Origin of the sequence: Klebsiella sp. CN_Kp100, from assembly GCF_040065315.1 — a bacterium.
Classification (GTDB): Bacteria; Pseudomonadota; Gammaproteobacteria; order Enterobacterales; family Enterobacteriaceae; genus Klebsiella; species Klebsiella oxytoca.
This window is the reverse complement of sequence record NZ_JBEAIJ010000001.1, coordinates 101,450-120,028: the sequence shown is the minus strand read 5'-3', so window position 1 is coordinate 120,028 and position 18,579 is coordinate 101,450. Positions and strand designations below refer to the sequence as shown.

General features: G+C 58.4%; 17 protein-coding genes. 13 read left to right on the top strand and 4 right to left on the bottom strand.

The annotated features are described in order from the left end of the window. Positions 1-451: 451 nt before the first annotated feature. From ABLV12_RS00585 to deoC, 4 genes are all read right to left on the bottom strand, one after another. Positions 452-1,183 carry an arginine ABC transporter substrate-binding protein gene (locus ABLV12_RS00585; RefSeq protein WP_016809709.1) on the bottom strand — a complete coding sequence of 244 codons (732 nt, stop codon included), beginning with the start codon at positions 1,181-1,183 and terminating at the stop codon, positions 452-454. Positions 1,184-1,590: 407 nt separating this feature from the next. Continuing rightward, positions 1,591-2,364, bottom strand: a complete 774-nt coding sequence (locus ABLV12_RS00580; RefSeq protein ID WP_348866716.1) for a DeoR/GlpR family DNA-binding transcription regulator — start codon at positions 2,362-2,364, stop codon at positions 1,591-1,593. A 61-nt stretch (positions 2,365-2,425) separates the two neighbouring features. Beyond that, positions 2,426-3,931 carry an FGGY-family carbohydrate kinase gene (locus ABLV12_RS00575; RefSeq protein ID WP_348866715.1) on the bottom strand — a complete coding sequence of 502 codons (1,506 nt, stop codon included), beginning with the start codon at positions 3,929-3,931 and terminating at the stop codon, positions 2,426-2,428. 53 nt (positions 3,932-3,984) lie between these two features. Beyond that, positions 3,985-4,734, bottom strand: a complete 750-nt coding sequence (deoC, locus tag ABLV12_RS00570; protein ID WP_348866714.1) for a deoxyribose-phosphate aldolase — start codon at positions 4,732-4,734, stop codon at positions 3,985-3,987. A gap of 54 nt (positions 4,735-4,788) precedes the next feature. Between deoC and ABLV12_RS00565 the strand changes: the two genes are divergently transcribed. The 13 genes from ABLV12_RS00565 to ABLV12_RS00505 all read left to right on the top strand — a co-directional run bounded on the left by ABLV12_RS00565 (position 4,789) and on the right by ABLV12_RS00505 (position 18,567). After that, a complete protein-coding gene (locus ABLV12_RS00565; protein ID WP_348866713.1) occupies positions 4,789-5,070 on the top strand; it encodes a hypothetical protein in 282 nt (93 codons plus the stop codon). Between the two features lie 27 nt (positions 5,071-5,097). After that, positions 5,098-5,898 carry a DeoR/GlpR family DNA-binding transcription regulator gene (locus ABLV12_RS00560; RefSeq protein WP_004105414.1) on the top strand — a complete coding sequence of 267 codons (801 nt, stop codon included), beginning with the start codon at positions 5,098-5,100 and terminating at the stop codon, positions 5,896-5,898. Between the two features lie 109 nt (positions 5,899-6,007). Further along, positions 6,008-6,697 (top strand): D-allulose 6-phosphate 3-epimerase, encoded by a 690-nt coding sequence (gene alsE, locus ABLV12_RS00555; RefSeq protein ID WP_004115216.1) that lies wholly within the window; start codon positions 6,008-6,010, stop codon positions 6,695-6,697. An 11-nt stretch (positions 6,698-6,708) separates the two neighbouring features. Next, positions 6,709-7,650 (top strand): ribokinase, encoded by a 942-nt coding sequence (locus tag ABLV12_RS00550; RefSeq protein WP_016809705.1) that lies wholly within the window; start codon positions 6,709-6,711, stop codon positions 7,648-7,650. A gap of 36 nt (positions 7,651-7,686) precedes the next feature. Then, positions 7,687-9,021, top strand: coding sequence for an L-fucose:H+ symporter permease (fucP, locus tag ABLV12_RS00545; RefSeq protein ID WP_004105419.1), 1,335 nt, complete (start codon positions 7,687-7,689; stop codon positions 9,019-9,021). Between the two features lies 1 nt (position 9,022). After that, positions 9,023-9,412, top strand: a complete 390-nt coding sequence (locus ABLV12_RS00540; RefSeq protein WP_004105420.1) for a VOC family protein — start codon at positions 9,023-9,025, stop codon at positions 9,410-9,412. Positions 9,413-9,661: 249 nt separating this feature from the next. After that, positions 9,662-11,218, top strand: coding sequence for a class I adenylate-forming enzyme family protein (locus tag ABLV12_RS00535; RefSeq protein ID WP_160887156.1), 1,557 nt, complete (start codon positions 9,662-9,664; stop codon positions 11,216-11,218). Beyond that, entirely contained in the window at positions 11,215-12,816 is a 1,602-nt protein-coding gene (locus ABLV12_RS00530; RefSeq protein WP_348866712.1) for a CoA-transferase, read from the top strand. Before ABLV12_RS00535 ends, ABLV12_RS00530 begins: the two co-directional genes overlap by 4 nt. Before the next feature lie 2 nt (positions 12,817-12,818). Next, the gene (gene fabG / locus ABLV12_RS00525) at positions 12,819-13,553 is read left to right on the top strand and encodes a 3-oxoacyl-ACP reductase FabG (protein WP_004105424.1); all 735 of its coding nucleotides are present in this window, start codon (positions 12,819-12,821) and stop codon (positions 13,551-13,553) included. 11 nt (positions 13,554-13,564) lie between these two features. Next, positions 13,565-14,755 carry a thiolase family protein gene (locus ABLV12_RS00520; RefSeq protein WP_004105426.1) on the top strand — a complete coding sequence of 397 codons (1,191 nt, stop codon included), beginning with the start codon at positions 13,565-13,567 and terminating at the stop codon, positions 14,753-14,755. A gap of 135 nt (positions 14,756-14,890) precedes the next feature. Continuing rightward, positions 14,891-16,228: an MFS transporter gene (locus tag ABLV12_RS00515; protein ID WP_016809701.1), complete on the top strand. Its 1,338-nt coding sequence runs from the start codon at positions 14,891-14,893 to the stop codon at positions 16,226-16,228. Positions 16,229-16,241: 13 nt separating this feature from the next. Then, positions 16,242-17,120 (top strand): SMP-30/gluconolactonase/LRE family protein, encoded by an 879-nt coding sequence (locus ABLV12_RS00510; protein WP_004115225.1) that lies wholly within the window; start codon positions 16,242-16,244, stop codon positions 17,118-17,120. 76 nt (positions 17,121-17,196) lie between these two features. Continuing rightward, positions 17,197-18,567: an MFS transporter gene (locus ABLV12_RS00505; protein WP_023321586.1), complete on the top strand. Its 1,371-nt coding sequence runs from the start codon at positions 17,197-17,199 to the stop codon at positions 18,565-18,567. Positions 18,568-18,579: the final 12 nt, after the last annotated feature.

The window sequence follows — 18,579 nt, the reverse complement described above, 5'->3', positions numbered from 1 at the left end:
AAACAGAGCATCTTAGATATATTTTTATTTATAAAACAAACAGTTAAATATAATTATTTTTATAGCTATCCGTGCCGTTCAGCCGACGCTGTTGTCTACCAATAACCTTAATAAATACATGCCTGAGATGCTCAACGAGGGGAAAGAGCGATAAAATGCACAATTGTCATTGTGAAGAAAACGTTACCCGCAAGAACGAATAATCCGCTATCCGCTGCCAGCAAGCGAAAGTGGCGCACCGCCCGTCCCCGCGTGGCGAAGAGAAGAATAAATTCGGCTATAAAGTCGCTATTCCGGGCGCCAGAAAGGCGAAGAAGGGATTACGACGTTTTAAGCGACAGAAAGAGGTTTTACTGGCATATAAAACAAATGCGTCACGGATCGCTCCCGCTCCTGGCGAAGAACGGGCGTGACGCAGAATGGTTAAGACTCCCCGTCGCTATCGGCTGGATTATTTAATCCAGCGATCTTTAATTTCGCTGTATTCAGGTGAAGCCATCACTTTCTCCAGCGCCTGGTTGATCTCCGCCAGCAGCGGATTGCCCTTACGCAGCGCAATGCCCAGCCCTTTGCCGTAATACTCCGGGTCGGTGGCGCGCTCATCCATGATGACGAAATCCGGGTTTTCCTTTAACCAGTTTTTCATCGCCGATACGTCGCCAAACACGCCGTCCAGCCGTCCGTTACGCAGATCGACAAGCGCGTTCAGATAGCTGTCATAGGCCTGCGACGCAATCTCACGATGGCGATCCTGAAGGTAGCGCTGATGGGAAGTGCCGTTCTCCAGACCAAGCTTCTTGCCTTTTAAATCGGCAAAGGTGTGGAAGGTATCTTTGCGCACGACCGCCACCGCCGACAGTTCGTTGAAGTACGGCGTCGAAAAATCCACCTGCTTCTCACGCAGCGGCGTGATATCCATCCCGGCGATCGCCGCATCCATTTTCTTAAAACGCAGTGCCGGAATAAGGCTATCAAAACTCTGATTGGTGAAGCTGCAGGTAGCCTGTAGCTCCTTACATACCGCTCTGGCGATATCAATATCAAAACCCGCCACCTGATTATTGCCGTCGACGAATTCAAACGGCGGATAGGTTGCGCTGGTGCCAAAATGGATCACCCGCTCGGCCGCCAGCGCCGAACCGGTAAATAAACCGAGCGCAAGTGCGAGATAAGCGCCTTTCATAGTCATGCTCCCTGTGATGCCCTCACGATAATTCAGCGTTCTGAAAGATGGTCGGGATTGTTATTTATCGTTGGCGATGAATCATATTCTTCGCCTGAATCATTATCCGCAATGATCGACCGCTCGGCGCGCGGCCGGTGAAAATCAGCGCAGCCGCCCGAACGGGGAGAAAAATCATACATGAAGTGGCGCGGGTTCTGTAGATTACCCCCGGCTTTTCGGAGGAAATTCGTTAATCATATCCGTGGGTTACCGCAGGCATCACAGCAGAATATGCCAGAGAAGAGGCGCTGCCCCCAACCCAGACAGGTCGTTACGCATTTAATAAAGAGAAAAGTTTTACCACAGAGGCAACGCGTAAAATAAAACGTCTTCTCCCGCTAAATTAGCGCCGCCGGAACCGCACGCTAGAGATGCGCCTCTTCATCCAGAGAGATCACCTGAATGCCGGCATTACGATACGCCTGAACGTCATCAGGCAGACGATCCACCACCACGGTATCAATACGATCCGCGGCGGTAAACTGGGCAAGCGAGGTATTATTCAGCTTGCTGTAGTCGCAGACGATAATCACCTGACTGGCGTGTTCAACCATGCCGCGTTTCGTTTCTGCCAGCATGATATCGGCCACGCAGGCGCCGTGTTTCAGCGACAGCGAATTGGCGCCCATAAACGCTTTATCGACGTTCAGGGTATCAAGTATGGAACGTCCGTTGATCGCCACCACGCAGTGGTATCCCTTCTTGACGATCCCACCCAGCAGAATGGTTTGAATAGAGGAGCTGGCTTCCAGCTCGCGGGCGATTTGGTAATCATTGGTGACCACCGTAACGTTCTGTCGGTCGCGAATATTGCGCGCGATATGCAAAGTCGTGGTACCGGTATCCAGCACGATAATGTCGCCATCCTCAACCAGCGCCGCCGCGCGCTGGCCGATCCGCTCTTTCGCGCTGAGGTTAACAATTTCGCGCGCGTCCGAGGCCTGTTCAAAGCTCGCCCGCGTCCGAAGAACGGCGCCGCCGTGGGTACGGGTCAGCAGCCCCTCATCTTCCAGCTGGCGGAGATCGGCACGAATGGTGGCGCCAGATACATTAAAGACGTCACACATCTCAGAAACAGCCACTTTGCGTTTTTCCCTGAGAATACTGAGCAACTTCTCCTGTCTTTCTTCTGCAAACATTCTGCCTCTCTCTTATTTACGGCACGTTACGCGCGATGCGGCGCTGGCTTACCTTTGCGTATCAGTCGGGTCCCACGCTGAGCGCATCCAGCCTGTCGTATAAGGCAGCGGATTGCCGGTACAGCGTATCAAAAAGCTCGCTGCAGGCGTGGTAATAATCCCGCAGACGGGGATCTGGCGAAATCAGTTTGTCGAACTGCACCGTCTGCCTCACGCCGCTGGCAAAATCGGCGTACAGCCCCGCGCCAACCCCGGCGATAATACCGCATCCGGTGACGCCATTCTCCTGATTGCGCGTAGATAATATCGGAAGATTGTACGCCGCGGCTTTGATTTCAAGCCACAGCGGGCTGCGCGCGCCGCCGCCGGAAGCGATCATTTGTTGCGGATATTGCCCGCACGCCTGCAGCTGGCGAAGATTGCGCCAGGACGCAAAGGCCACCCCTTCCAGGACCGCGCGGAATAAATGACCGCGGCGATGCTTACGCTGCAGGCCGAAAAACTGCGCCCGCGAGTTCGTGTGTTCGGCCAGGCGTTCTCCGGTCAGATAGGGAAGAAAGAGCAGCCCTTCCGCGCCCGCCGGCACCGCTGCCGCTTCCTGCAAAAGCTGCGGATGCGTAATCTGGTTATCGGCCAGCGCCAGCCGCGCCCAGCGGACGGCATCGCCGCCGGCGTCGAGAATCGTAAATCCGCCCCAGGCCGCGTTAGCCAGATGAAGGTTATTGACCAACGGATGGCGCAACGGCCGCGGCGATACCACCGTAATCAGCGTCGACGTGCCGGTAGAGTCGGACGCCATCCCCGGTTCATACACTCCCGAACCCAGTAAAGAGGCCGCCATATCCGACGTACCGGCAACCACCGGGATACCCGCCGGCAGGCCCGTCAGGCCGGCTGCGCGTGGGGTCACCTGGCCGATTATGTCGCTGGAAAGTTTAAGATCCGGTAGCTGATCGACCCGCAGACCAAACGTTTCGCAGGCTTGCGAAGACCAGGCGCGGGTTTCGCTGTCCATCAGGAAATAGCAGGACGCCTCGCTATAGTCGGTCGCCAGGGCGCCGGTCAGCATGAAATTAATATAGTCCTTCGGCATTAACACTTTGGCGAGCTGCGGCCAGCGCTCCGGGTGATGTTCACGCCACCAGGCTAATTTGAAAGCGGGCCACGCCGCCGCGGGTGGATTATTTAAATGCGCCAGCCACTTCTCCCGCCCTTCGCGCGCGCTAAAGGCATCCACCTGCGCCTGGCTGCGCTTATCATTCCACAGCAGCGCCCTGTCCTCCACCAGCTCGCCGCGATCGTCCAGCAGAACGGTGCCGTGCATTTGCCCGCAGGCGCCAATAACCGCAATCTGCGCAGCCGTTTCAGGATAGCGGTAAAGCACCTCGCGTATGCAGTCGCAGGCGGCCTGCCACCATAGAGAAGGGGCCTGTTCTGACCAGCCCGCACGCGGCGTGGTTTGCTCATACTCTCTTTGCGCAAAGCCGATCATCGCGCCGTCAATGCGCAAAATAGCGGCGCGGGTGCTGCCAGTGCCAACATCAATCGTGAGTATTTTATCTTTCATCACTGACTCCGGTGACGTCTTAAAGCGGGCCATCAGGCCCGCGGTCTCTCAGTTTAATCGGCGTTCAGCTCGGGAAAACGTTCCGGATGCTGCTCCAGTTCAGCCAGCACCTTTGTTACTGCGCCATGGCTCATGCCAAAGCGGCGGACGCCAAGCTGGTAGAGCGCGCGCACCGTGGCCAGATCGCGAATGCCTCCGGCCCCTTTGATATCGATTCGGCCTTTAAGCTGGTCGGCAATGATGCTGACTTTTTCCACCGTGGCGCCGGTGGGCGCCCAGCCGGTAGAGGTTTTGACCCACTTCATCCCCACCTCTACGGCGATATCGCACACGCGGCGAATCTGCTCCTCATTGAGATAGTGCGTTTCGAGGATCACTTTAGCCGGTACCGGGGCGGCGGCTTCCACCACGCGGCGCAAATCTTCGCGCACATAGTCATAATCGCCGGATAACACTTTGCCGATATTCACCACCATATCCACTTCGCGGGCGCCGTCGGCAATCAGCTGGCGCACCTCCTGAACCTTGGTGTCGGTGGCATGCCCGCCGCCGGGAAAACCGACCGGCCCGCCAATCATCACCTCTCCCGTGCCCTGCTGCGGCAGCAACGTACTGAGAAAACGCGTCCAGCAGGGCAGAACGTGGACGGAAATAATGTTGTATCGGGCAGCCAGCTCGGCGCAGGCGCGAACGTCCGCTTCGGTACTGGTGGCCTGGACTGCGCTCAGGTCAACTAAACGTGTAAAACGACGGGTTGTTTCATTCATGGTCTTATCCTGCTCTTTGTTTTTAATTGCTTTCATTTAATGCTGTTATTCGGCTTAAATCCATTTAAAAACGCATCAAATGAAAATAACGTGATCGATTTAGCATTTTTTTATTTTCATTTGCTTTTAATTAGCAGGCAAGAAATGAACAGTGCCCTCGCAGAGCGGGCGCAAACGGTCATAAACGGGCGCAAAGGCAATATTGCATTTATTTTTGTTTGTTTTTGTTTATGCCTGAATAGCGGGCGAGATAGCAAAAACGCTGGCGGCAGTGCAGCCGAAATGCGTGCGCTATCACACTGTCCGGCAGCGAAAAGCTCGCCTTCGCCGGACATTCCCGAGGTCTCAACGCCCTGCGCAAGGGAAAGGTAATCTGATTATGTACTTCAGGAGAGAGCTATGTTGCCGCTGGAACGTCATCGTTTGATTGTTGAACTGCTGGGCCAACGCGGCGTGATGCGGGTGAATGAGATTGCGCAAGCGACTCGGGTCTCAAGGGAAACGATTCGCCGCGATCTGAGCGAGCTGGAACGGAAAGGGATCTTAAATCGGAGCCACGGCGGAGCGCTGGCGGCGGAAAACCCGCTGCCGACGACCCGAGCGGCAGCGTCCGCCCTGCCGGTCGAAGATAGCCAGGGAAGCTTTCAGCAAAGAACGCTGCTGCACAGCGAAGGCAAAATGCGCGTTGCCCGTAAAGCGCTGCAGTTTCTCCAGCCGGGAAAGACCATCGTCCTGGACGGCAGCAGCACCAGCTGGTTTTTGGCCCGGCAGATGCCGGAGATGGCGTTAACGGTTATTACGCCCTCCATCCGCATCTTACAAACCCTGATGAGCCGACGCTCGTTGCATCTCGTGGGGCTGGGGGGCGACTTCTCCCCGACCGAAGAGTCGTTCTTCGGTGAAACTGCCTCACGAACGCTGCGCGAGTATGCCATCGATACGCTCTTTTTCTCCTGCCAGGGTCTGGAGCGCGATAGCGGCTTATATGCGGGTACGGAAGCCCACGCTGCGCTGCTGAAACAGATGATGCTGGCGGCCCGTCAGACCGTGGCATTGGTCGACGGCAGTAAGCTGGGGCGAACAGGCGTCGCGCGCATCGGCGGATTGGGCGAGCTGGACTGTCTGGTGACCGAAAAGTTTGTCGATCCGCTGCTGGAAAAAGAGATGACCTGGCATAACGTCGGCCTACAAATCGCCTGAGTACGCCGTCATGACGTGACGGTTAATACGCGCAATGTCGAAACGCTGCTTCCCGCGGCAGGGCCAGACTTTGCCTGAAATCAGCCACTACCGGAATAAATGAGGCCTTATGCGTTATTACCTTTCTCCCTCGCTCATGTGTATGGACATGATGAAGCTGACGGAACAGCTGCACTTTTTAAACGGCAAAGCCGACAGGCTGCATGTCGACATAATGGACGGCCACTATGTCAAAAATCTGGCGCTATCGGCCAGCTTTGTGGCGCAAATTCGTCCCTACACATCGCTTCCCATCGATGTCCACCTGATGGTCGAAGAGCCCGCCTCGTTTATCCCGTCGCTGATAGAAGCCGGCGCTGACGCTATTTCACTGCATCCGGAAACCATCTGCCGCGAAGCCTTCCGGCTCATCAATATGCTTCGCCAGGCGGGGAAAGAGGTGGGCGTGGTGCTCAATCCCGCCACGCCGGTTGAGAGCATCCAGCACTATCTGCATCTGCTCGATAAGGTGACGGTGATGACCGTCGATCCAGGCTATGCCGGTCAGCCTTTTATTCCCGAAATGCTCGCCAAAATCGCGCAGCTTCATCAGCTAAAAGAGAGCGGCAACCTCAGCTTCTTGCTGGAAGTCGACGGCTCATGCAATCGCAACACCTACCGCGAGCTGCTGGGAGCCGGAGCGCAGATATTGGTCATGGGCAGCAGCGGTTTATTCCGCCCGGATATGCCGCTTGAGCAGGCCTGGGAAAAAATGTCCCGCGATCTGTCCGCCGCGCTGCACTCCCCCGAGCTCGTATAAAGGAGCGAATGATGTCAGGAAAAGTCTGTGTTTTTGGTTCATTCAATTTCGACATGGTTGCCAGGGTGGAGCGCTTTCCGGTACCGGGCGAGTCGTTAGTGGCCTGCGGAAGTATGACCAGCGCCGGGGGGAAAGGGGCGAACCAGGCCACCGCCGCGCTAAAAGCGGGGGCGAATGTCCACTATATCGGCAAGATTGGCAATGATACCTTCGGCCATTTTGCCCGCCGTCATCTGAAAGGCGTGGGCTTCAATGCCGTGACGCTGCTGGTCGCCGAAGACGTCCCCACCGGCAACGCGCTGATTTATGTGGCCGGCAATGATGCCGAAAACATGATTGCCGTCGACCCCGGCGCGAATATGACGGTGACCGATGATGAAATCGCCGGCTGCATTCCCGCTATCGGCTGCGCGGATGTGGTGCTGGTTCAGCTGGAGAACAATCTTTCCGCCATTGAGCAGGTCGTTGACGCCGGCAAAGAGGCCGGGGCCTTCGTGGTGCTCAATCCTGCGCCCTGGCAGCCCGTTGAGCACGCCTTTCTAAGCAAAGTGGATCTGCTCACGCCGAACGCCACGGAGGCCGGGTTAATGACCGGGCGCCGGGTTGACTCTCTGGCGGCCGCGGCCGAGGCCGCCGATGCGCTGCATGCTCAGGGCGCGCGCAACGTCATTATCACCCTCGGCGCAAAGGGCGCCCTGCTGAGCGAGCAGGGCGTGAAATCCCCTATTCCGTGCTTTCCTTCTCATCCCCGCGATACCACCGGCGCGGGCGATGCCTTCAACGGCGCGCTGGCGGCGCGACTGGCCTGCGGCGAGCCGCTGCATGCCGCAGCCCGATTTGCGGCGGCCTACGCCGCCGTCAGCGTCGAAAAGCAGGGCGCATCATCTTTACCTGAGTACCAGGAGGCACGAGAACGGCTTTTGCGTGCCGCCTCTGATTATGAAATGGCATAAACCCTACTGTATAAAAACCATTAAGAGGATAGCTCAATGAGTACGCTAATCACGGATAAGGTCGATAAAGCGGCAGTCCACAATGAAAAACTGGACACCAGCGCGTATTTACCGCATACCCCCTGGCTGCAATTTTTACTGGTCTGTTGCCTGTTTGCGCTATGGGGGATGGCGGGCAACCTGAATGATATTTTGATCGCCCAGTTTAAAAAGGGCTTCGATTTAACGGATACCCAGACGGCGCTGGTGCAGTCGATTTTTTTCCTCGGCTACTTTTTTGTCGCCCTGCCTGCGGCGGCGCTGATAAAGCGTTATTCCTATAAAGCGGCGATCATTATTGGGCTGTGCCTGTACGCCCTCGGCTGCTTCCTGTTCGTTCCGGCCGCGCAGATCATGACCTACGGCGCGTTCCTCGCCTGCCTGGGGGTGATCGCCTGCGGACTCTCTTTTCTGGAAACATCGGCAAACACCTATTCAAGCCTGCTGGGCCCGATTCAATCGTCCACCCAGCGCATTAACTTTTCGCAGATCTTCAACTCGCTGGGCGTGATTTCCGGCGTGCTGATTGGCCAGGTGATGGTGTTTGGCGAGAACGATCCGAGCCATGAACAGCTGCTGGCGATGCCCGCCGCCGCCGCGGACGCTGCGCGGCATCAAATGGTCGGCCAGGTGGTCGGACCCTATCTGATTATCGGCTCCGTGCTGGTGGTGCTGGCGCTGGTGTTCGTGTTTATTAAATTCCCGTCGTGCAAGGGCACGCCCTCTCAGCAGCAGCAACTCCCGACGGAAAGCATGGGACCTACGCTGAAACGCCTGTTTGCTATCCCGCGCTTTCGCCTCGGGATCCTGTCGCAGTTTTTGTACGTCGGCGCCCAGGTTGGCGTATGGAGCTTCACGATTCGCTTTGTGCAGCTCGTGCAGCAGGGCACCAGCGAGCACTCCGCGACCTACTGGCTGCTGGCTTCTCTGGTGATTTACGCGGTGGGTAAAACCGTGGCCACCTGGTTGATGAACCGCCTGAACCCGGCGCTGCTGCTCGGTAGCTTTGCCCTGGCCGCCACTGTCCTTTTATTGGTTGCCGTATTCAGCAGTTCAATGCTGGCGGTCTATGCGCTCATTCTGGTCAGCTTCTGTATGGCGCCATGCTGGCCGACGAACTTTGGTCTGGTCATCAAAGGGATGGGGAAAGATACCCAGACCGCAGGCTCGATCGTGGTGATGTCGATTATCGGCGGGGCCGTTATTCCGCTGGTGATGGGCATTATCTCGGATATGAACGGCGGCAATATGCAAATCGCCTTTATCGCTCCGCTCCTGTGCTTTGTGTATGTCGCTTTCTATGGTTTCTGGTGCGTGCGTAAGGGGGTATAACATGCGCGAACTTATCAACACGATTGCTCATATTGGCTATCAGGTCAGTGACTTAACGCGTTCGCTTGCCTTCTATGAACCGCTGGGCTTTCAGCGCCAGCAGCGGTTTAGCAAGCCGTCGCCGCAGGGCACTATTGAAGTCGCGTTCCTGGAAATGGCGGGCGCCGTCCTCGAGCTGTATCAGCTTCCCGCAGGAACGCCCTTTGACGCTCCTCGCTGCGGTATCGATCATCTGGCGCTGGAAGTCCGCGACCTGGATGCGGTGCAGCAGCGGCTGGCGGCGCTCGGTTATCCGCTCGATGAAGGGCCGATAGAAGAAGACAACGTGCGCTTCCTGCTTATTCGCGGCCCCGATGGCGAACGGCTCGAGTTCGATGCCTTTAAGCGCTAAGCGGCCGGCCTGATCCCCTTCTCCCTTTTAGGCCCGGTTAATACGGGTCTAAAAGCGGGCTTCCTCAGGCTTTACAAAAGCCTGCCTGATTCCAGATTTTCTCCCCCCCACCCGGCCTCTCCTGCCTATTGTGCAATGTTACAAAATTGCTTCTGTTTTGTTGATTTTCTATTGTGAGCCATTCGGCAATTTCCTCTCCTGAATTTCCCCAGACTACTTCCAGTCAATACGTAATATCAGGAGAGACAAATGAGCAGCACCTCCGCCGACTTCCAGAATCTGTACCAGGCCCTGAGCCACAGCGCCGCCCGTAGCCCGGATGCCCTGGCGCTGGCGTTTGAGGATCGGCGCTATCTGTACCGCGATTTTCACCTGCGGGTACAGCGAGCGATGGCGCAGCTTGACCGCATCTGGTCGCTGCGCAAAGGCGACCGAATCCTGCTGGCCTGGGGGAATCATCCCGCTTTTTGCGAAGTCCTTTTTGCCGCGCTTGGTCTGGGCATCGAAGTGGTGCCTTTCAGCACTAAGCTTAAGCAGGCCGAGAGCGAGGAGCTGGTGGGCCATATCGCCCCGCGGGTCGTGCTGTTCGATGCGACCTTACAGGACTGGCTGAAACACACCCCCAACGCGCGCGCGGTTTCACTCAGCGAATGGCAGGCGCTCTCACTTCCCGAACCGCTGACCCGCCAGCCGGTCCCGGTTAACCGCGACGATACGGCGGTGATGATGTTCACCTCCGGTACCACCGGAGAGCCGAAAGGGGCGATTATCACGCACAATAACCTGCTCTGCGCGATTGACGCCTATACGCAAAAACTGAATCTCACCGCCGCGGATAGCACCATTCTGGCGGTACCTATCTATCACATCACCGGCCTGTCGGCGCTGCTGGCGCTGTTTATTAGCCTCGGCGCGAGCATCTGGCTTCAGCACCGGTTCAACGCCCCGCAGGTGATCAACACCCTGCGCGAGAAGAACATTACCTTTCTGCACGGCTCGCCAACCATTTTTATCCTCCTGTGTCAGGCCGCGCGCGAGCAGAGCGCCAGCCATCCGGGCGATTTTCCCGCGCTACGCACGATTGCCTGCGGCGCGGGCCACCTGAGCGACGGACTGATCAACGAGTTAAAAACCCTGTTTCCGCATACGGCGATTCAGCCGATCTACGGTCTCACCGAAACGACCTCGCCCGCGACGATTTTTCCGGGCGACGTCTGGGGCAGCGATAAATGCGGCAGTTCGGGCCAGGCGATCCCCGGCCTCGCCATTACGATCCGCAACGATCGCCTGCAGCCCCTCCCCGCCGGGCAAATCGGGCATATCTGGCTAAAAGGCGATGTGGTGATCCGCGAGTACTGGCAGCACAGCGAACGACGCCCGAGCTGCGATGCGCAGGGCTGGTTTTGTACCGGCGATCTGGGCTATCTCGACGACGAAGGCTGGCTGTACATCAAAGACCGCAGCAAGGACATGATCAATCGCGGCGGAGAGAAGATCTACTCGCTGGAGCTGGAGAACATCCTCTCTACCTATCGGGGAGTGCGGGAAGTTGCCGTGATCCCGACCCCCAGCCCGGTCTATGGCGAAGAGCCGGTGGCGTTTATCGTGCCGGACGGCCAGCACCACCTGACCAGCGAAGAGATCCTCGGCTGGCTGAAGGTCAAAATCGCCCGCTTTAAGCTGCCGGCACGCATTATTTTCACCCGCGTTTTACCGCGTACCCACAACGGCAAAGTGAGCAAACAGCAGCTCAAAACGCGTCTCGCGGAATCCATCATCACGCTATCAACGGAGGATAAAAAGTGAGCAACAAATTTATCGACGCCCATCAAGCGGCGCAGTGGGTCGCCAGCGGCGACACCGTCTGCACCGTCGGGATGACGCTTATCGGCGCGGCGGAGTCCATTTTAAGCGCTATCGAAGCGCGCTTTCTGACCGCGGGCGAACCGCGCGACCTGACGCTGCTGCATGCCGCTGGGCAAAGCGATCGCCAGCGCGGCATCCAGCACTTCGCCCATCCGGGTATGGTGACGCGGCTTATCGGCTCGCACTGGGGCCTGGCGCCGCGCTGGATGGCGATAATCAACAACAACGAAGTGGAAGCCTGGTGCCTGCCGCAGGGGCAGATCGTCCATCTCTATAGCGCGATGGCCGCCGGGCTTACCGGGCGGCTTTCCCCCGTCGGGCTCGGTACCTTTGTCGATCCGCGCATGGAAGGCGGGCGGATGAACGCCCGCACCCGCGAACGGTCCGATCTGATCGAGCACGTGACGTTTCGCGGCGACGAATATCTGTTCTACCCGGCCATTCCGCTGGACGTGGTCATTGTGCGCGGCACCCATGCTGATGAAGAGGGCAACCTCACGACCGATGAAGAGGTGATGAAGCTGGAAGTTCTGCACGCGGTTCTCGCCGCCAGACGCTATGGGGCGAAGGTGCTGGCGCAGGTGAAATATCGCGTGGCGAAAGGCTCGCTGCATCCGAAAAGCATCACCGTTCCCGGCAACCTGATCGACGCCATTGTGGTGTGCGAAGAGCCGCAAGCGGATCATCGCCAGACCTCCAGCTGGGACTTCGATCCGGCGCTGTGCGGCGATATCCAGCTACCCGCCGCGCAGAACGCGCCGCTGCCGCTCGACCTGCGCAAGCTTATCGGGCGAATTGCCTGCCGCTACCTGACGCCAGGCTGCGTCATCAATCTCGGCACCGGCATTCCCAACGATGTTATTGGCGCCATCATTCACGAAGAACGGCTCGGCGAGCAGGTCACCATCACCGTGGAATCAGGGATCTACGGCGGGCAGCAGGCGGGCGGCGTTGATTTCGGCATTGGTCGTAACCTGAGCGCGATGATAAGCCACCAGGATCAAATGCTTTATTACAACGGCGCAGGGGTCGATATCACCTTTATGGGCGCCGGCGAGATGGACCCGCACGGCCACGTCAACGCCACGCGGCTCGGCGCATCCTGCCCCGGCGCGGGCGGTTTTATCGATATCACCCAGAATGCCCGCCACGTCGTGTTCTGCTCCTCTTTTACCGCCAAAGGGCTGGAGATCGCCTGTGAACAAGGGGCCCTGCATATCCGGCGCGAAGGCGAGGTACGTAAATTCGTCGCCGGGGTTAATCAGATTTCTTACAACGGCGAGCTGGCCCGCGCCAAAGGACAAACTATGCATTACGTCACTGAGCGGGCGGTTTTCGAACTACGCCCGGAGGGGCCGGTGCTGACGGAAATCGCCCCCGGTATCGATCTTGAGCGCGACATCCTGGCGCATATGGATTTTCGTCCGGCGATCGCCGCGGATCTTCAGGTTATGGACAGTCGCTTGTTCACCCCGCAGCCCTGCGGCCTCGCGGAACATCTGTCCCGGAATTCATCCTCTGACTCACAAGGAAATTAGCTATGAAACTTGCCAGTAAAACCGCCATTGTTACCGGCGCCGCGCGCGGTATCGGCTTTGGCATTGCTCAGGTGCTTGCGCGGGAAGGCGCGCGAGTGATCATCGCCGATCGCGACGCGCACGGCGAAGCCGCCGCCGCGTCCCTGCGCGAATCGGGCGCACAGGCGCTGTTTATCAGCTGCAATATCGGTGAAAAAGCGCAGGTCGAAGCGCTGTTTTCCCAGGCCGAAGAGGCGTTTGGCCCGGTGGATATTGTGGTGAATAACGCCGGAATCAACCGCGACGCCATGCTGCACAAACTCTCCGAAGCGGACTGGGACACGGTGATCGATGTCAATCTGAAGGGCACTTTTCTCTGTATGCAGCAGGCCGCCGTCCGCATGCGCGAGCGCGGCGCGGGCCGCATTATCAATATCGCTTCCGCCAGCTGGCTTGGCAACGTCGGACAAACCAACTATTCGGCGTCAAAAGCCGGCGTGGTGGGAATGACCAAAACCGCCTGCCGCGAACTGGCGAAAAAAGGCGTCACGGTTAACGCCATCTGCCCGGGCTTTATCGATACCGATATGACGCGCGGCGTCCCGGAAAACGTCTGGCAAATCATGATCAACAAAATCCCTGCGGGCTACGCCGGGGAGGCGAAAGACGTTGGCGAGTGCGTGGCGTTTCTGGCGTCTGACGGCGCGCGCTATATCAACGGTGAAGTGATTAACGTCGGCGGCGGCATGGTGCTGTAAGGAGAAAAACGATGACACAGGCTAATGATATTGTGGTTGTCAGCGGCGTCCGTACCGCTATTGGCACATTTAACGGCAGTCTTAAGCATACCCACCAGCATGACCTCGGAGCAGCGGTCATTCGCGAAGCGATCGCCCGCGCCGGACTTGCGCCGCAGGATATCGACGAAACGATCGTCGGCAACGTCGGGCAAATCGCCGAAAGCGGTTTTATCGCCCGTATCTGCCAGCTGCGGGCGGGGATCCCGCAGGAGAGCACCGCGTATTCGGTTAACCGCCAGTGCGGCTCCGGACTTCAGGCCCTGGCGGACGGCATGATGCAGCTGCAAAGCGGCCAGGCCGAGGTGGTCGTCGCCTGCGGAACGGAAAATATGACCCAGCTGCCCTACTACCTGCGCAAAGCGCGCGATGGCTATCGCATGGGCCACGGCGAGCTGGAAGATGGACTGATCTCCATCCTCACCTGGCCGGAAGGGCCTTATCACAACGGCATCACGGCGGAAAACGTTGCGCAACGCTTCGGTATTACCCGTGAAGCGATGGACGATTTCGCCTGGTCGAGCCAGCAGAAGGCGCTGAAGGCGATCGCTGAGGATCGCTTCCGCGAGCAGATTCTGGCCCTTGAGGTGCCGGACGGCAAAAAAGCGACCCGCCTGTTCGCGACCGATGAACACCCGCGCGACACCCCGCGCGAAAAGCTCGCCGCGCTGCGTCCGGCATTTAAAGCCGACGGCGTGGTGACGGCGGCTAACTCCTCCGGCATTAACGACGGCGCGGCCGCGCTGGTGATGATGACCCGCCAGCAGGCGGAACAGCGCGGCTTAACTCCGCGCATGCGCATTCGCGGCTGGGCGGTCGCCGGCTGCGGCGCGGAGATTATGGGGTTTGGCCCCTCTCCCGCGACCCGACGCCTGATGGACCGTCTCAATATGGATGTTCACGCCATCGATTTAATTGAACTCAATGAGGCCTTCGCCGCCCAGGCGCTGGCGGTGATGAACGATCTGCGTCTCGATCCAGCCCGCGTTAACGTCAACGGCGGCGCGATCGCCCTCGGCCACCCGGTGGGCGCCAGCGGTGCGATCCTGCCGGTCAAACTGATGTATGAAATGGCGCGCAGCGGCGCGCGCACCGGTCTGGTCACCATGTGCATCGGCGGCGGCCAGGGGATTTCTATGCTGTTCGAGCGCGAAGGCGCTTAGGAAAAGACGGCCCGAAGTGGGGCTTCGGGCCGGGCGTCGTTCGGGTCAGCACCCGGCGACAACCTGTGAGCTGACGAACGGGATCGTCTCGATCCCGGCAAGGCTTCTGACCACGAATACGGGGAAATAATAACCATGTCCGCAATAAATGAAAAGGCGGTAAACGGGACGCAGCTACAGCGCACCCATAAAAAGATCTACCGCCATTTGATGCCGCTGCTTATCGTGGCGTACATCATCAGCTTTATTGATCGCACCAATATTGGCATGGCGAAAGCGACCATGTCGGTGGATATCGGCCTTTCCGCAACCGCATTCGGCCTCGGGGCCGGGTTGTTTTTTCTCACTTACGCGGTGCTGGAGATCCCCAGCAACCTGTTTTTAACCCGGATTGGCGCGCGGCGCTGGATCGCCCGCATCATGATCACCTGGGGGATCATCTCCTGCGGTATGGCGTTTGTCACCGGGCCTACGTCCTTTTACGTGATGCGCCTTTTGCTCGGCGCTGCCGAAGCGGGGCTCTATCCGGGCATTATTTACTACCTGACCCTTTGGTTTGGCCGCGAAGAGCGCGCTAAAGCCACCGGTCTGTTCCTGCTGGGGGTCTGCCTGGCCAACATTATCGGCGCGCCGCTGGGCGGTTTGTTATTAAGCCTTGATGGAATGTCCGGCTGGCACGGCTGGCAGTGGATGTTCTTTATCGAAGGGCTGCCCGCGATAGCGCTGGCTTTCGTCGTCTGGCGCAGACTGCCGGATAAACCGGCCGACGCCCGCTGGCTGGACAGCGACGACGTGCAGGCAATCAACGCAGTACTGGAGAAAGAAGCCGAGGAGACGCGCCATACGCCAAGCCGATTTTCCCTGAAAACCGCGCTCACCACCCGGGTGTTTTTGTTACTGGTGCTGATTTACTTTACCCATCAGTTTTCGGTTTACGGCCTGAGTTATTTCCTGCCGGGGATCATCGGTAGCTGGGGCCAGCTTACTCCGCTGCAGATCGGTCTGCTGACCGCCATCCCGTGGATCGCAGCCGCCGCTGGCGGGATCCTGCTGCCGCGTTTCGCCCGGACGGAACAGCGTTCGCGCAGCATGCTGATGGCCGGATATCTGGTCATGGCGACCGGCATGGCGATTGGCGCGATTGCCGGCCACGGCGTGGCGCTGCTTGGCTTCTCGCTGGCCGCCTTCATGTTCTTCGCCATGCAATCCATCATTTTTAACTGGCTCCCCTCGATCATGAGCGGGCATATGCTGGCGGGCAGCTTCGGCCTGCTTAACTGCCTCGGGCTGTGCGGGGGCTTTCTCGGGCCGTTTATTCTCGGCGCGTTTGAGGATCGCACCGGCGCGGCAACGTCCGGCTTATGGTTCGCCGTCGCGCTACTGATCATCGGCGCGCTGGTGTCTCTGTTCATCAAAAGTTCGTCATCCCCTGGCAGAGCATCGGCAAAACAAGCCGGCGGCGAAAAAGCGTAATCAGGAGGTCCTTATGCGCATCGAAGTCTTACTGGATTTAAAAACTCGACTTGGCGAAAGCCCGGTCTGGGATGTCGAACAGCAGCGTCTTTGGTGGGTGGACAGCCTCGACGGGCGCCTGTTCGCCTGTAACGCGCAGGGCGGCGCGATTAAGAGCTGGGACGTGCGGCAGAAAATTGGCTCGTTCGCCCTGCGCCAGAACGGCGAAGGCGCGGTGGTGGCGCTACAGAATGGCGTACATCTGCTCGACTTCGCCAGCGGCGAGCTGACGCTGCTGCACCATCCGGAAGCGGACCGGCCCTTTAACCGGCTCAACGACGGCAAAGTCGATCGTCAGGGACGTTTTCTGTTCGGATCGATGGATATGCGTGAAGAGGAGCCGAGCGGCGCGCTATATCGCCTGGACGCCGATCTGTCACTACACGTGCTGAAGAAAAATATCATCGTCTCTAACGCCCCCTGCTGGAGCCCCTCCGGCGAGACGTTCTATTTTGCCGATACCTGGACGGGCGAAATCTGCGCCTGGGACTACAACACCGCGACCGGCGATCTCTCCGGAGAACGAGTCTTTTGCCGTGTCGATAGCAGCGAAGGCGGCGCGGCGGATGGCGCCACCGTGGACAGCGAAGGCTATCTGTGGAACGCGCTGGTCTACGCGGGCAAGCTGGTGCGCTACACGCCGGAGGGCAAGGTCGATCGCATCATTGAGATGCCGGTGAAAAAAGTGACCAGCGTTATGTTCGGCGGCGAAAACCTCGACGTGCTGTACGTCACCTCAATGGCGCAGCCGCCCCTCCCGCGCTTCCCGGAAGATAATCAGCTGCGCGGCAGCCTGTTCGCCCTGTACGACCTGGGCGTGACCGGCGTAGCGGAACGGCGTTTTGCCGGCTAAGCGAACCTCCGGCTCGCCGCGATAACAATAATACCCGGCGAACTGACTCTGACCCTGACACCAGGCGGCGCGCATCATGCTGTCGCGACGCCGCGGAGTAAACACGACTATGACAACAATCAATCACACACCTGCCGGCGAACAAGGTGGAAAAAAGCGGCTGATACATCGTTTCTCCTGGGTTTCGCTGCTGGTTTGCTGGCTAATCTGGGTGCTTAACGCCTACGATCGCGAGATGATCCTGCGCCTTGGCCCGGTCATCTCTAAAGAGTTTTCGCTCTCGCCGGAACAGTGGGGCAACGTCGTCGCCCTGATTATGGTTGCCCTCGCGGTGCTGGATATCCCCGGCTCCATCTGGAGCGATCGCTACGGTTCAGGCTGGAAACGAGCGCGCTTTCAGGTACCGCTGGTGCTGGGCTATACCGCCCTCTCTTTTCTTTCCGGTATTAAAGCGATCAGCCACGGGCTGACGGCCTTTGTGCTGCTGCGCGTTGGCGTCAACCTCGGGGCCGGCTGGGGCGAGCCCGTCGGCGTCAGCAACACCGCAGAGTGGTGGCCGAAAGAGAAACGCGGCTTCGCGCTGGGGGTGCATCATACCGGCTATCCGATTGGCGCGCTGCTGAGCGGCGTGGTGGCAAGTCTGGTGCTTTCCGCATTTGGCGAAGGCAGCTGGCGCTACTGCTTCCTGCTGGCGCTGATCGTCGCCATCCCGCTGATGATTTTCTGGGCGAAATATTCCACCGCCGATCGCATCAACACGCTTTATCTGCATATCGATAGCCAGGGGATGACGCGCCCGGCGACCCAGGAAAGCAGCCATGTTGCCAAAGGCGAAGGGATGAAGACCTTTTTACGCACCCTGCGCAACCGCAATATTTCGCTAACGGCGGGCAATACCCTGCTGACGCAAATTGTCTATATGGGCATTAACGTTGTGCTGCCGCCGTATCTTTATCACGTCTCCGGCCTGTCGCTGGCAGCATCCGCCGGGCTAAGTATTATCTTCACGCTTACCGGTACCCTGGGCCAGATAATTTGGCCCTGGCTGTCCGATAGCTTTGGCCGTAAACGTACTCTGATCGTCTGCGGTCTGTGGATGAGTATCGGCATTGCGCTGTTCTATTTCGCCACCAATATGCCGCGTCTTATCGCCATTCAGCTATTTTTTGGCCTGGTGGCCAACGCCGTGTGGCCTATCTACTACGCAATGGCTTCGGACTCCGCCGAAGAACGCGCCACCTCTACCGCCAACGGCATTATCACCACGGCGATGTTTATCGGCGGCGGCATTTCGCCATTGCTTATGGGCTGGCTCATCCAGTTCGGTGGGGGATGGGAAAATCCGGCGGGTTATATCTACGCCTTCTTTACCATGGCGGGATGCGCGCTGCTGGGGATGTTATTGCAGCTCATGACCACCGATAAAACGCCGCGCAAAGCGCATTAACGCAGGAGAACG

Excerpts from the sequence above, each read along its gene's own strand:
- ABLV12_RS00560 (WP_004105414.1), top strand. The coding sequence starts at position 5,098 with ATGTTGCCGCTGGAACGTCATCGTTTGATTGTTGAACTGCTGGGCCAA.
- fabG (WP_004105424.1), top strand. The coding sequence starts at position 12,819 with ATGAAACTTGCCAGTAAAACCGCCATTGTTACCGGCGCCGCGCGCGGT.
- alsE (WP_004115216.1), top strand. The coding sequence starts at position 6,008 with ATGCGTTATTACCTTTCTCCCTCGCTCATGTGTATGGACATGATGAAG.
- ABLV12_RS00550 (WP_016809705.1), top strand. The coding sequence starts at position 6,709 with ATGTCAGGAAAAGTCTGTGTTTTTGGTTCATTCAATTTCGACATGGTT.
- ABLV12_RS00575 (WP_348866715.1), bottom strand. The coding sequence starts at position 3,931 with ATGAAAGATAAAATACTCACGATTGATGTTGGCACTGGCAGCACCCGC.
- ABLV12_RS00505 (WP_023321586.1), top strand. The coding sequence starts at position 17,197 with ATGCTGTCGCGACGCCGCGGAGTAAACACGACTATGACAACAATCAAT.
- ABLV12_RS00535 (WP_160887156.1), top strand. The coding sequence starts at position 9,662 with ATGAGCAGCACCTCCGCCGACTTCCAGAATCTGTACCAGGCCCTGAGC.
- ABLV12_RS00520 (WP_004105426.1), top strand. The coding sequence starts at position 13,565 with ATGACACAGGCTAATGATATTGTGGTTGTCAGCGGCGTCCGTACCGCT.
- fucP (WP_004105419.1), top strand. The coding sequence starts at position 7,687 with ATGAGTACGCTAATCACGGATAAGGTCGATAAAGCGGCAGTCCACAAT.
- ABLV12_RS00580 (WP_348866716.1), bottom strand. The coding sequence starts at position 2,364 with ATGTTTGCAGAAGAAAGACAGGAGAAGTTGCTCAGTATTCTCAGGGAA.
- ABLV12_RS00540 (WP_004105420.1), top strand. The coding sequence starts at position 9,023 with ATGCGCGAACTTATCAACACGATTGCTCATATTGGCTATCAGGTCAGT.
- ABLV12_RS00510 (WP_004115225.1), top strand. The coding sequence starts at position 16,242 with ATGCGCATCGAAGTCTTACTGGATTTAAAAACTCGACTTGGCGAAAGC.
- ABLV12_RS00585 (WP_016809709.1), bottom strand. The coding sequence starts at position 1,183 with ATGAAAGGCGCTTATCTCGCACTTGCGCTCGGTTTATTTACCGGTTCG.
- deoC (WP_348866714.1), bottom strand. The coding sequence starts at position 4,734 with ATGAAAGCAATTAAAAACAAAGAGCAGGATAAGACCATGAATGAAACA.
- ABLV12_RS00515 (WP_016809701.1), top strand. The coding sequence starts at position 14,891 with ATGTCCGCAATAAATGAAAAGGCGGTAAACGGGACGCAGCTACAGCGC.